Annotated in this window: 13 protein-coding genes; 7 read left to right on the top strand and 6 right to left on the bottom strand. The window is 57.7% G+C overall.

What is annotated here, in order from left to right; translation table 11 throughout:
* The first annotated feature begins 48 nt into the window (after window positions 1–48).
* The 5 genes from IFT84_RS05735 to treY all read left to right on the top strand — a co-directional run bounded on the left by IFT84_RS05735 (window position 49) and on the right by treY (window position 6,672).
* Entirely contained in the window at window positions 49–450 is a 402-nt protein-coding gene (locus IFT84_RS05735; RefSeq protein WP_206757392.1) for a DUF2946 family protein, read from the top strand.
* Between the two features lie 39 nt (window positions 451–489).
* Window positions 490–1,950, top strand: coding sequence for a PepSY-associated TM helix domain-containing protein (locus tag IFT84_RS05730; RefSeq protein ID WP_192117717.1), 1,461 nt, complete (start codon window positions 490–492; stop codon window positions 1,948–1,950).
* A gap of 84 nt (window positions 1,951–2,034) precedes the next feature.
* Window positions 2,035–2,241 (top strand): hypothetical protein, encoded by a 207-nt coding sequence (locus IFT84_RS05725; protein WP_192117716.1) that lies wholly within the window; start codon window positions 2,035–2,037, stop codon window positions 2,239–2,241.
* A gap of 126 nt (window positions 2,242–2,367) precedes the next feature.
* Window positions 2,368–4,197, top strand: coding sequence for a malto-oligosyltrehalose trehalohydrolase (treZ, locus tag IFT84_RS05720; protein WP_192117715.1), 1,830 nt, complete (start codon window positions 2,368–2,370; stop codon window positions 4,195–4,197).
* 3 nt (window positions 4,198–4,200) lie between these two features.
* Window positions 4,201–6,672, top strand: a complete 2,472-nt coding sequence (gene treY / locus IFT84_RS05715; RefSeq protein ID WP_192117714.1) for a malto-oligosyltrehalose synthase — start codon at window positions 4,201–4,203, stop codon at window positions 6,670–6,672.
* Between the two features lie 51 nt (window positions 6,673–6,723).
* Here treY and IFT84_RS05710 read toward each other — a convergent pair whose 3' ends face one another.
* From IFT84_RS05710 to IFT84_RS05695, 4 genes are all read right to left on the bottom strand, one after another.
* Window positions 6,724–7,218: a YciE/YciF ferroxidase family protein gene (locus IFT84_RS05710; protein ID WP_192117713.1), complete on the bottom strand. Its 495-nt coding sequence runs from the start codon at window positions 7,216–7,218 to the stop codon at window positions 6,724–6,726.
* Between the two features lie 68 nt (window positions 7,219–7,286).
* Entirely contained in the window at window positions 7,287–7,715 is a 429-nt protein-coding gene (locus IFT84_RS05705) for a copper chaperone PCu(A)C (protein ID WP_192117712.1), read from the bottom strand.
* Window positions 7,716–7,735: 20 nt separating this feature from the next.
* On the bottom strand, window positions 7,736–8,440 hold the full coding sequence (locus IFT84_RS05700; protein WP_192118286.1) for an SDR family oxidoreductase: 705 nt from the start codon (window positions 8,438–8,440) through the stop codon (window positions 7,736–7,738).
* A 19-nt stretch (window positions 8,441–8,459) separates the two neighbouring features.
* Window positions 8,460–10,337, bottom strand: a complete 1,878-nt coding sequence (locus tag IFT84_RS05695; protein WP_192117711.1) for an MFS transporter — start codon at window positions 10,335–10,337, stop codon at window positions 8,460–8,462.
* 238 nt (window positions 10,338–10,575) lie between these two features.
* Here IFT84_RS05695 and IFT84_RS05690 point away from each other — a divergent pair, with 238 nt between their 5' ends.
* Together IFT84_RS05690 and IFT84_RS05685 are read left to right on the top strand one after the other, a co-directional pair.
* Window positions 10,576–11,637 (top strand): AI-2E family transporter, encoded by a 1,062-nt coding sequence (locus IFT84_RS05690; protein ID WP_192117710.1) that lies wholly within the window; start codon window positions 10,576–10,578, stop codon window positions 11,635–11,637.
* Between the two features lie 43 nt (window positions 11,638–11,680).
* The gene (locus IFT84_RS05685; RefSeq protein ID WP_192117709.1) at window positions 11,681–11,992 is read left to right on the top strand and encodes a DUF2218 domain-containing protein; all 312 of its coding nucleotides are present in this window, start codon (window positions 11,681–11,683) and stop codon (window positions 11,990–11,992) included.
* Here the strand turns inward: IFT84_RS05685 and IFT84_RS05680 are convergent, their stop codons facing one another.
* Window positions 11,993–12,589 (bottom strand): class I SAM-dependent methyltransferase, encoded by a 597-nt coding sequence (locus IFT84_RS05680; RefSeq protein WP_192117708.1) that lies wholly within the window; start codon window positions 12,587–12,589, stop codon window positions 11,993–11,995.
* Window positions 12,562–13,263, bottom strand: coding sequence for a PIG-L deacetylase family protein (locus IFT84_RS05675; protein WP_192117707.1), 702 nt, complete (start codon window positions 13,261–13,263; stop codon window positions 12,562–12,564). The genes IFT84_RS05680 and IFT84_RS05675 overlap by 28 nt, the downstream gene beginning before the upstream one ends.
* Between the last annotated feature and the right edge of the window lies 1 nt (window position 13,264).

The following is a 13,264-nucleotide window of genomic DNA, read 5'->3' as shown; positions in this document are numbered from 1 at the left end:
GGGCGCAAAATCTGAGACAGTCGCCCCATGAGAATCGTGCGGCAGATCATGGCGGATCGAACCAGCGGCAGCCTGTCGGTAGCGCTGCTGGCCTTTCTCATGGCTCTACAGGGTCTGTTTGGTGGATTTGCCGCAAGCGTTGCGCAGGCGCAGACCCATGATCCGGCATTCACCATCTGCGTCGAGCACGGTTCTACGGTGGCTATCCAGTCTGAGCTGCCGGATCCCGTGCATCAACAAAAATCCTGTCCTTGCGGGCTGTTGTGCGCCGCCGTGGGGCACGGTTTTGCTCTGGTTACATCCAGCCAGGAGGCTGAGCCATCGGCTCAGCGGGTTCTCTACGCGGGGAATTTTTTTAACGGGCTTTCTCGCCTAACACCATCTACCCTGCATCTTTTGAGGGATGCGCGTGGGCCGCCTGCACCGGTGAGGTCGTCGCTTCCAGCGTGACGCTGGATCGTTGTTCTTTCCTCCTTGCAGGATACATTCATGTCCGATCTGTCCATCGGAGAGTCCGTGGCTCGCCCACTGACCTCTTCAAACGCCCTTTACCGGGCGGTCTGGCGCTGGCACTTTTACGCCGGGCTGCTGGTGCTGCCGTTCCTGATCAGCCTGTCGATCACTGGCGCACTTTATCTCTTTCACAATGAAATAGAAGGGATCGTTTATCGCGATCTGAAATCCGTCGAACGTCCCGCAGGCGCGGCTTCGCTTGCCCCGTCTACGCTCATTGCCGCAGCCAGCGCGGTGCAACCGGGTACGGTGGTCAAGTTCACCACGCCGTCCTCATTGGAGCAATCGGCTGAAATAACCATGCAGACTGACGCAGGTGAAAAACTTGCAGTCTACGTCGACCCTTATAGTGGCGCAGTGCTCGGAACATTGCCGGATCGCGGCACGATTATGTGGACCGTGCGCTATCTGCACAGCCTTAAGTTTTTCGGCTCAGTAGCGCGCGCCTGTATCGAAATTGCGGCAGGCTGGTCCATCCTGCTGGTTGCGACCGGTATCTATCTTTGGTGGCCGCGCCGCCAGCGCGGAGGTGTCGTCACCGTTCGGGGAAAGCCGAAGCAGCGAATTTTCTGGCGCGATGTTCACGCCGTCACCGGCATTTTTGTCGGCGTTTTTCTCGTCTTTCTGGCATTCACCGGCATGCCATGGTCCGGGGTATGGGGCGGCAAAGTCAATGAATGGGCCAACGGCAACAACTTTGGTTATCCCGCCGGAGTGCGTGTCAGCGTGCCCATGTCTGGCGAAGAACTGAACTCCGTGGCCCCAACGTCCTGGTCTATGGAACAGGCAAAAATGCCCTTGTCTCACATGCCTGGAATGGCTCAATCCCCACATACTGGTGACGCGATGGGCGAACACGACATGTCGACCCACACAACCACCATGGCACATGATATGCACGCGCCTGTCGTTGATGCGCCATCGATCGGTATCGACAAAGCTGTCGAGACATTGGATGCTTTGGGCCTCACCCAAGGCTATGCCGTCAACCTTCCGCAAGGCCCGACGGGCGTCTATACGGGGTCGATCTACCCCGCCGATGTGGAAAAACAGCGCGTGGTCCATCTCGATCAGTTTAGCGGCAAACCGTTGATTGACATGAGCTATGCCGACTACGGGCCGTTGGGCCGTTGGCTGGAATGGAGCATCAACGTACATCTCGGGCAGCAGTTCGGTCTGGCAAACCAGCTCGTTCTTCTGGTGGTCTGTCTCGCGATTGTGCTCCTGGCGGTTTCAGCAGGTGTCATGTGGTGGAAGCGGCGGCCGGAAGGAAAGCTTGGCGTTCCACCGCTGCCGCAGGACAGGCGGGTGTTTCGCGGCCTGTTGTTGCTGCTGTTTGCCGGCGGTGTCGTGTTTCCTCTGGTGGGTCTGTCGTTCGTCGTCATGCTGGCGCTCGACGTCGCGTTGACACGCGGCTTTCGGCTTAATCTCGCCTGATACGAAAAGAATTCCACAACCGAGGTAGAATTTGTACTTTCATTTCTCGGAAAATGCGGCATCATCGTGTCGAATGCAAGGCATGTGACGCAACCCCGTGAGGTTACCATGTTCTATCTCGGTGGCATGACGCTCGGCTACTTTACCCGGCGTATCGATGAGAAATCCACGCAGCCGCAAGGCCGCAAGAATGCAGAAGACCAGGAACCGGAAAACGAAACCCACGCCGATCTCGCCTATCGGCGTGAGGTTGAGCAGGCGTTCATATCTCCCTGGCAGAATGTTCTCTGAACGGCACACGCTCAACAAACAAGCGCTAATAGGCGGAACTTTTGCGACCGATCCCCGTTTGTCGAATGACACACAGGGGTTCACTTATATGGCTATATATCCACGCGCTTTCCATGGGAGGCGCGCATGACGATCAGCGTTGCTCCCAAACATTCTCGTGCCTATCCCTTCAAATGGGGCGCACAAATACTGCCTTCGGGTGAAACCCAATTTCGGCTTTGGGCACCGGGCGAGACTCAGATAACGCTTGTTCTGAATGGACAAGACGTTGCGATGACGAAAGTCTCGGAGGGCTGGTTCGAGACCACGCGGGATGGCGTTGTGTCCGGTACGCCCTATCAGTATCGGCTGGAAAGCGGGCTTTCAGTACCAGACCCGGCCTCACGCGCGCAGCAAGCGGACGTTCATGGATCATCACTGGTGATCGATCCCAAGGCGTACCGCTGGATCCATGGAAGTTGGACAGGGCGTCCTTGGGAGGAGGCAGTCATCTACGAACTGCACATCGGCACGTTTACGCACGAAGGCACATTCAAGGCTGCCATTGCCCACCTGCCGCATCTTGCTGAACTCGGTATTACCGCCATTGAAATCATGCCCGTCGCCCAGTTCCCCGGCGCGCGCGGCTGGGGCTACGATGGCGTCTTGCCTTATGCTCCCCACAGTGCCTACGGCTCGCCGGACGACATGAAGGCACTGGTTGATGCTGCCCATGGGCTTGGCATCATGGTGCTGCTGGACGTGGTGTACAACCATTTCGGCCCGGATGGGAACTATCTGTCCGCCTATGCGCCCGGCTTCTTCGCCGAGGGGCGCACCACGCCATGGGGCGCTGCCATGGCCTACGAGAAGCCTCCGGTCCGCCAGTTTTTCGTTGAGAACGCGCTTTACTGGCTGGAAGAATACAACCTTGATGGGCTGCGCTTCGATGCAATCGATCAAATCGGGGACGAGACGTCGCCGGTTCATATTCTCGTTGAGATCGCCGAGCGTATCCGCTTCGGTTACCCGGATCGCCACATTCACCTGACCACCGAAGACAACCGCAACGTGACACACCTGCACACGCGGGATGATCGGGGCTTGCCCGTGCGCTATACGGGCGAATGGAACGACGATTTCCACAATGTCATTCACGTCATCGCGACCGGCGAGACAGAGGGCTATTACGCGGATTTCGCCGTGGATCATTGGGCCAAACTTGGGCGCGCGTTGAGCGAAGGCTTCGTGTTTCAGGGTGAGCAGGATAGCCATGGAAAGGCACGTGGCGAGCCCAGCCGGCATCTGCCGGCGGTCGCCTTCGTAGACTTCATCCAGAACCACGATCAGGTGGGAAACCGCGCTTTCGGAGAACGCCTGATTTCGCTCTCCAGCAAGCCTGTTTTGCAGGTTTTGACCGGCATGCTGCTGCTGTCACCACATATCCCGCTGCTGTTCATGGGTGAGGAATACGGGGAAACCAACCCGTTCTGCTTCTTTGCGGACTATACCGGCGATTTGGCCGACGCGGTACGTGAGGGCAGGCGGCATGAGTTCGCCCATTTCGCTGCATTTGCTGACGAGGGGAGTGTTGCTCGCATTCCCGATCCCAATTCGCCCGCCACCTTCGACGCCTCCAAGCTGGACTGGACCAGACGCGACAGCGCTGACGGTGCGGAATGGATGGATAGCATGCGGACTCTACTGGCGCTCAGACAAAAGCACATCGTTCCGCTGTTGCCACATGCAGGGGCCGGACGGGTGCTGTTTGCTGACGAAGGTGTGGTTGCCGTGGAGTGGCCGCTGGTGGGAGCCGTGCTGCGCATGTGCGCCAACTTTACCGATCAGGAAAAAACTACTCCAAGTCTGAAGGGAGAGGTGTTGTACGCCCAGCCGTCCGATCAGACGTCCAGGCAGCCCGCCGAGGGTCGCTTGCCCGCCCATTCCCTGATTGTCAGACTTGAACGTAAAGGCTGATTTATGCCCCTGCCAACGTCCACCTACCGCTTGCAGTTTCGCAATGGAATGACCTTTGACGGCGCCATTCACATTCTGCCCTACCTGAAAAAGCTGGGGATCAGCCATTTGTACGCCTCGCCGATTTTTACGGCAACGGCTGGCTCCACCCACGGTTATGATGTCACCAACCATAACGAGCTCGATCCGTCATTGGGCGGGCGTGAGGGTTTTGATCGCCTGAGCGCAGCGTTGAAAGATGCGGGCCTTGGATTGATCATTGATATTGTACCAAACCATATGGCCGCATCGCTGGAAAATCCGTGGTGGGCGAGTGTCGTGGCGCTCGGCAAGGACAGCCCCTACGCAAACCATTTCGATGTAGACTGGTCGCGGCGTTTGACGCTGCCCAGTCTCGGCCAGCCGTTTGAGAACGCGCTTGCCGCCGGTGAAATCGGCTTGGGCGAGGATGAGCACGGAAAACCGGTGCTGACCTATTTTGAGAACAAGCTACCGCTTCACCCGCACACGTATGCGATGGCAAAGCCCGGAGCCGACCTGCGCGCTTTGCATGAGGCTCAACCGTGGGAGCTGATCTTCTGGAAAGAGGCGCGCAATTCGCTCAGCTATCGCCGCTTTTTTGAAGTGACCGGGCTTGTCGGCGTGCGGGTCGAAGACCCAAATGTTTTCGATGATGTGCACAGGCTGACGCTTGAACTCGTCAAGAACGGCCAGGTGGATGGCTTGCGTCTCGATCATATCGATGGTGTGGCCGATCCGAAAGCGACCATGGACCGTCTGCGTGCCGCAGTTGGACCAGACACCTATCTTGTCGTTGAGAAAATTCTGGGTGAGGGCGAGGATGTTCGCGCCGACTGGCCTGTTTCCGGCACCACGGGCTATGAATTCATCACTGCTCTCTCGCGTGTTTTGGTGGATGAAACCAAGGCGGACTTACTGACCGACTCCTACAGTCGAAACCTGGTGCAGCCGGAGGAGTTTGAAGCCGAGCGGCATGACGCCAAGCTGCTGATGCTCACGCGCAATTTTGCGGGCGAGTTGAACCGGCTGGTCAATCTTGTGGGCAAAATTGCCGATGGCCTCACGCCTGATACAGTCCGAGCAGCGATCGTCGAGACCATCATCGCCTTTCCGGTCTACCGCACTTACGTCGCGGATCACGGAGCGGACGATGCGGATAAAGCATTGTTGAAAAGAATTCTTGGGGATGTCGGCAGCAGGATAGACCCTGCGATGCTTAACGTCCTGACGCGTCTTCTCATGGGCGAGGAAAAAAGCAGGGACGCCGCCCAGTTTCGCACCCGCTTCCAGCAGCTCAGCGGTCCCATCATGGCGAAGGCGTTGGAAGACACATTGTTTTACCGCAGCAATCGCTTGTTGGCCCTTAACGAGGTGGGCGGTGAGCCGGATCTGCGTGGCGGGTGCGTGGCGGATTTCCACACGGCGATGCAGCAGCGTCTCGCAAACCAACCGCACGCGCTGACGGCCACGTCCACCCATGATACCAAGCGCGGCGAAGACGCCCGCGCCCGTCTTTATGCGCTATCGGAAGCGCCGGAACTGTGGGCTGTGGCCGTCGATCGCTGGCGCAGCCTGAACGAGCATAATGTGCAGGTCTTGACCGATGGCGCAGCACCAGAGCGACCCGTGGAATGGATGCTGTATCAGGCGCTGGCGGGCGTCTGGCCGGTGGCGCTGGACTGGCACGATGCAAAGGCGCTGAAAGCGCTCTGCGAACGCTTTACCGCCTACGTAGAAAAAGCCTTGCGTGAAGCCAAGCGCCGGACTGATTGGGGCGAAGAGAACGCCGAGTACGAAAGCGCTGTAAAGGCCTATGCGGAGCGCTTGCTCAGCTCCGATAATCACGCCTTTCTGGCGGATTTCAGCGAGACGTTGCAGCCGTTTATCTGGGCTGGACTTCTCAACAGCCTTTCACAGACGGCCCTCAAAATCATGGCCCCTGGCATACCCGATATCTATCAGGGTGCCGAGGCGCTGGATTTCAGCCTCGTAGACCCGGACAATCGCCGCACGGTGCCATTCGACAGGCTTGCCGCCATGCTCGATTCCGAAATGACCATGCCCCCGAAAGGAATTCTGCTCGGCAAAGGTGCTCTAAAACAGCGTGTGGTCGCCAAGGGACTGAAGCTTAGAGGCGAAAGTCCCGATATCTTCGATAGGGGCGACTACATTGCGCTGGTCGTGACCGGTACTCGACGCGATCATATTGTTGCATTCGCACGGGTCTATGAGGGCAAACGGGTAATCGTCGCTGTTCCGCGGCTGACGCTGGGCCTGTTGCAGAACGAGCAGACTCTGGGTGGTGATCAGTTCTGGGGCGATACCGCCATTTCGCTACCGGTGGGAGAGGGCGAACTTCGCAACATCATGACCGGTGAAGAGATGGACGGCACAGCTGAACTGCGCGTGTCGGACTTGTTGAAAGCCTGCCCTGTGGCCATTCTAACAAGCTAAAACAAAAATGGCCTGGAGATACTCCCGGCCATTGTTCAAAAAAGACTTGTATCAGCCTTCAGCAGCAGCGTTTACGCGGGCTTCGGCAAGTTCCGACAGAGCTTCGTCTGTTGCCTCTTCCTCATCCAGCGTTTCCTGCAGCAGTTGAGCCGCATCGTCATGGCCAAGTTCCTCAGCCCATGTGCGAAGCGTGCCGTAGCGGGACATTTCGTAGTGCTCGACTGCCTGAGCGACGGCCAGAACGCCAGCGTCGAGAGCGGGCGAACCTTTGTACTCGTCCATGATCTCATCGCCTTCATCGGTGATACCCATGATGGCATCACAGGTCTTGGCTTCAGGCGTCTTGCCGATAATGCCAAAAACCTGCTCCAGTCTTTCGATCTGGCCCTGCGTCTCGCCGTGGTGCTTCGTAAAGGCAGCCTTCAGTTCCGGGCTTTTCACGGCGCTGGCCAACTTGGGCAGGGTTTCCAGTATCTTCTTTTCCGCAAAGTAGACATCCTTGAGGGTGTCATGAAAAAGATCGTTTAGTTTTTTGCTCTCGGCCATGGAATTCTCCTTTTCTCCATGCCCAACAACCGGTCGGTTCTCGTTATTGTTCCGTAGACCTCATCAGGCTACCGCGCATCCACGGACAAGTCCGCCGAAACGGCTCCGGCCTTCTCAAAATTCAGAACCACAGGCACCGTTTCTCCCGCTTGAAATGGCGTTTGCGGCTGCATGAACATCAGATGCAGCCCACCGCGCTGGAAGGCCACCGCGCCCTTCGAAGGAATGGCAACACCGCCGGTCACAGCCCGCATTTTCATAACGTCGTTGTCGACAGTCATGTCGTGGACCTCCACCCGCGCTGCACGGGGCGAGCTTACGCTCACCAGCCTGTCTTCCTCATCACCAGCATTGGAAATGGTCAGGTATCCGCCACCCACTTTCGCGCCTGTGACCATGGCAGGCGCATGCCCGTCTGTGATCGTTATTGAGTCCGCTGCCAGCGCCGGGCCACAGATTGCGCCAAGGGCGAAACAGACTGTCATCCAGATTTTCATGAGACGTCCTAACATGTGTTTCACACAGACCGGGTCAAACCGCCATCGACGCGGATGTTCTGGCCGGTAATATAGCCCGCACCCTCGGATGCCAGAAAGGCAATGGTTGCGGCAATTTCCTCCGCCTTGCCGTAGCGCTGCATGGGTACACTTTGCCGGCGCTCTTCCGTGCCCGGCAAGCTGTCAATCCAGCCGGGAAGAACATTGTTCATTCGCACATTGTTGGCGGCATAGGTATCGGCAAAAAGCTTGGTGAAGGCAGCCAGTCCGGCGCGAAAGACCGCAGAGGTCGGAAACATCGCAGACGGCTCAAACGCCCATGCGGTGGAAATGTTGATAATCGAACCCGATCCCTGTTTCTGCATGATCGGCGTGATCAAGCGCGTCGGGCGGATGACATTCAGCAGGTAAACATCCATGCCGGTGTGCCATTGCTCGTCATCGAGTTCCAGAACCGGGGCGCGTGGCCCATGCCCGGCGCTGTTGACGAGAACGTCAATTCGGCCCCAGCGTTCCATGGTGGCGTCGACGAGACGACCCAGATCGTCATTGGACTGATTGGAGCCGGTAACGCCGAGTCCGCCAAGCTCTTGCGCCAGCGCTTCGCCTTTGCCGGAAGACGAGAGAATGGCGACCTGAAACCCGTCCTGCGCCAGCCGCCGCGCCGCATCCGCCCCCATGCCGCTGCCGCCAGCGGTGATGATCGCTACTTTGTCTGTCATGATATGCCGCNGCTTTTATGTCTCAGTCTGTATGAATATCACGGTCCTTGGTTTCCGGCAGGAAGAACACGCCGATGACCAGTGTCAGCGCTGCAAACACAATCGGATACCAAAGGCCATAGTAGATATCGCCCTTGGCGGCGCTCATCGCGAAGGCTGTGGCGGGGAGAAGACCGCCAAACCAGCCATTGCCAATGTGGTAGGGCAGGGACATGCCGGTGTAGCGAATGCGGGTTGGAAATAACTCTACCAGCAAGGCGGCAATTGGCCCGTAGACCATGGTAACGTAGATGACGAGGATGGTGAGGATTGCGATGATTGCAACCCAGTTCACCCGGGCAGCATCGGCAAACATGGTGAACGCACCGCCATTCTCCACCGTATAGACGGTCGCCTCCGTGGCTCCGGCTGCTTCATCGGCAGTCAAAAGCTTGTCGGCAATCAAACGGTCCGTGGGCACGGTCGTTCCGCCGGCGGCGCGGATTGCAGCAGCATCCAGATTGAGTTCCGGGTTGGCTGCAACAAACGCATCCAGCTTGCTTTCAGGCACCCGTGCTGCTGTCCTTTTCAGCGGGTAGCCGTGGCTTTGCAGGGCAAGGTTCAGCTGCTTTTCAAAGCTTACAGCACTAGCCTTGGCTTCAGGGCTGCTGGCGTTGTAGCTGTTGGTCACGTCCCCACCGATTGTTACGGTGGCCGGAACTCCGGCAGGGCCGTTGACGACATCATATGGTACCGAGTTGCGCGTCAGAAACGCAGTCGCGATATCACAAGACGTAGTGAACTTTGCCGTTCCCGTTGGGTTGAACTGGAACGTGCAGTCTGCCGGGTCTGCAGTTACCGTTGCGCGCATGGTCTGCTGTGCTTCCGCGAGCGCTGGATTGCCCGCCTGTGTCAACCCTTTGAACAGCGGGAAATAGGTGAACATGGCGAGCAGCAGGCCAGCCATAATGATAGGTTTGCGACCGATCCGGTCCGACAACCAGCCAAACAGAACGAAGAAGCCCGTGCCCAGAAGCAGGGCCACGGCCACCATGATGTTGGCCGATTGGCCATCCACTTTCAAAATGTTCTGCAGGAAGAACAGCGCGTAGAACTGCCCGGTGTACCAAACCACTGCTTGCCCGACGACAGCACCGAACAGAGCGAGCAGGGCAATTTTGGCATTGCGCCACTGGCCAAACGCTTCCGTCAACGGCGCTTTCGAACCTTTGCCTTCCTCCTTCATTTTCTTGAAGGCAGGAGATTCATTCATTTTCAGACGGATCCACACCGATACGCCCAAAAGCACAAAGGACAGCAGGAACGGTATACGCCAGCCCCAGACGGCAAAATCTTCCCGGCCGACGGCAAACTGCACCAGCAGAATAACCACCAGCGACAGGAACAGCCCCAACGTGGCGGTGCACTGTATCCACGACGTGTAATAGCCGCGCCGCCCCTGAGGGGCGTGTTCGGCTACGTAGGTTGCAGCACCACCATATTCGCCGCCCAGCGCAAGTCCCTGCAACATGCGCAGCACCAGCAGCAGAATGGGCGCCGCAATGCCGATGGACGCTGCGCCCGGCAAAATACCGACGAGGAAGGTGGAGATACCCATGATCAGAATGGTGACGAGAAACGTATATTTGCGCCCGACGAGATCGCCCAACCGCCCAAACACCAGCGCCCCGAACGGGCGTACCAGAAACCCGGCGGCAAACGCCAGAAGAGCGAAGATATTGCGGGTGGTTTCTGGATATTGACTGAAGAACGTGGCACCAATGTAGACGGCCAGCGAGCCATACAGATAAAAATCATACCACTCAAAAACCGTTCCGAGCGATGATGCGAAGATAACCTTGCGTTCCTCGCCAGTCATCGGTCGCGCCTTGGCCGTTTCCACGCTTGCCACATGTGCCATTGGATCTCCTCCCAGTTGATCATCGCGAGCCGTAATCCCCTGTTCCACCATCCTCCCCGATGGCTGAACTTTGACTCGCCCATTCAAGATGACAGAAAAAAACCCGCTTCGCCAGACCTGTACACCCACGAAAATGCACCAGAACGATGACCCGATCACCCGCCAGAACAGGGCTTTCCTCTTGCGTCCAAACATGCTTGAGTTCTAGCCATAAGCACCTCACGCCCTACGCAATGTCATGCCAGTCCAGCGAACGTCCTTCTATATTCTGCTCGCACTCATAACCATCGCTTTCATATGGCTGCTGATCCCTTATTATACGGCCATTCTCTGGGCGGTTATTCTCGCCATCGTGTTTTACCCTGTGCATGTGCGGCTGGGGCTCGCCCTTGGCGGGCGGCGGAATGTTGCGGCTTTGCTGACGGTACTCCTGTGCATTTGCCTGGTCATTGTTCCGGCGATGATCATCACGGGTTCACTGGTTCAGCAGGGAAACAGCCTCTACCAGCAGATGAGCAACCGCGAATTCGATGTAAACGGATATCTGATCCGCATCCAGTCCATGCTGCCAACCTCGGTAGATGAATGGCTGAAGTCTGTCGAACTGGGTGGTTTCGCCGAATGGCGGGAAAAGATTACATCGGCTGCCATGCGTGCCAGTCAGCTTTTTGCCGGGCGTCTGCTCAGCCTCGGGCAGGATACGCTGCAATTTCTCGTTAGTTTCGGCATCATGTTGTATCTTTTGTTCTTTCTGTTTCGCGATGGGGCAGACCTTGGCCGCAAGATCCGCCGTGCCATTCCACTGACGGACGACTATACACGCCAGTTCCTCGATAAATTCACAGCCGTGATCCGCGCCACGGTCAAAGGCAATATCATCATCGCGATTGTGCAGGGCACTATCGGCGGCATCGCATTCTGGGCACTGGGAATACAGGCGGCGCTGCTTTGGGGTGTGTTGATGACATTCCTATCCATGCTTCCCGCTGTCGGCGCTGCGCTGGTATGGGCGCCCGCTGCCATCTGGCTGATCCTCATGGGGTCCTGGGGCAAGGGAGTGATCCTGATTACCGTGGGCGTACTCGTCATCGGTCTGATCGACAATTTGCTACGCCCGCCCCTGGTAGGTGCTGGAACGCGGCTGCCGGATTATGTCGTGCTCATTTCCACGGTCGGCGGCATGTCCTTGTTCGGCATCAATGGTTTTGTCATCGGTCCGCTGATCGCGGCCATGTTTATCTCGTCCTGGTCGCTATTTTCTCAGGAGCAGGTTGAAGAAAAACATCACCATAATGAATGAACTCATATATTCTAGATTTCTAACGAACTTTGGAGTGCATATAATGACAGAAGAAACCGCTGCCGCGACCGGCGTAAACAGCCTTGCCCATGTGGAAACAGCCAGCGCCTCGCGCTATCTTCAGCAATTGTGCAAGCACTTCCAGCACAAGATACCGGCTACGTTTGACGAGCATAAGGGTGAAGTCATCTTTTCCATCGGTGTTTGCCGGCTGGAAGCGGACAGCAACACCCTCAAGATGGAGCTGACGTCCCCGGACGCTGATCAACTCGCCCAGCTACAAGAGGTGGTCGCGTCCCATCTGGTACGTTTCGCATTCCGCGAAAAGCTAGAGATTGCCTGGCAACCAGGCTGATCAGCGCTTGCGCGCTTCAAATGCGACCGCCTGAAATTGCATGGTGTTGCGCCGCATGCGTAAGACCATGCTTTGGCCAAGGAAGTGTACGCAGTGTGCCTGCGCCATGCTTGGACGAAAGGCGGCATCACCAAAATCGCGCGTATGGTGAAGCAGAACGATCCGTCCCCCCGCAGCCAACCTTTGCTTCAACCCGATCAAAAGCCGTTCCATATCCCGTGGCGGCAGATAGTAGACGATCTCCGAGGCGACGATCAGATCGAACGTGCCGGAAGGCAGATCGTCCGGCAGCAAACCCTGCCGAAATTCGACGCGCGTGAGATTCGCCGTTCTGCGCTGAGCCTCCTCCAGCGCCGTGGGTGAGGCGTCAAGCGCCAGAAGATTGAGGCATAAAGGCCGCAGCGCCTTGGTTGTCTCACCTATGGCGCAGGCGAGTTCCAGCCCTCTGGCGTAGGGACGATGCCCGCAGGCCTGCAGGAGAACGGAGCGCTTAAACGCCTCAAACCGTGATCCCGCGTAATTCCAAGGATCTATATTGTCCTGAAACTTCGTCTCAAAACCGGCGGCATCTATGGCTTGACGGGGCAGTCGCGCCAATACACTTCCTCCGGCCCGATCAAGCGGGCAATCGTGTTTTCGGTTAGAACGAACCCATCCGGATCATCGTGCACCAACAGGCCGAGTTGGGAGCGATGGGCGCGAATGGCAGTGCGTTTGCGCTCCATATAGGGCTGTGCATCAATGGCTACCCGATCCATTTCACCGGCGCGCGGATGGTCTTCCGGCGCACCCAGTTCGTCCAGCCAGATTGCGTATTCCAGCACCAGCGGTTGCTGGCCGGTCTGTTCAAGGGCAGCCATGGTCAGCTCCCAAGCGTCGCGGTGGTCGCAGTGCGGATCACGCCGCCAAGGCACAAGCACCGTGCGTGGGCGCAGCGCGATCAGGATCGACTCCAGTTGCGCTACAGATGCCTCGTAGGCAGCACAGCCTGAATGCGGAATGGCCGCATCCGGCAAACGCAGATGGGTGCGAGGCTGCATCTCGGCGCCAAGATGTCGGAGTGCCTCGCGGGCTTCGTCTTCCCGCACAGCGGACAGGCGGGACCGGTCCCACGTTTTGGAACTGCGATGCGATGCGCCGCCATCGGTTACGAAAACCGTGTGGACTGTCTCTCCGCGATCCGACAGTGCCGCAATAATTCCACCACAGCCCAAGGTTTCATCATCCGGGTGAGGCGCAATGACCAGAACCGGCCCCTGAACGTCGCTCATC

The organism is Rhizobium sp. CFBP 8762 (assembly GCF_014841565.1).
Taxonomy (GTDB): domain Bacteria; phylum Pseudomonadota; class Alphaproteobacteria; order Rhizobiales; family Rhizobiaceae; genus CFBP-8762.
This window is presented reverse-complemented; position numbering and strand designations above follow the sequence as displayed.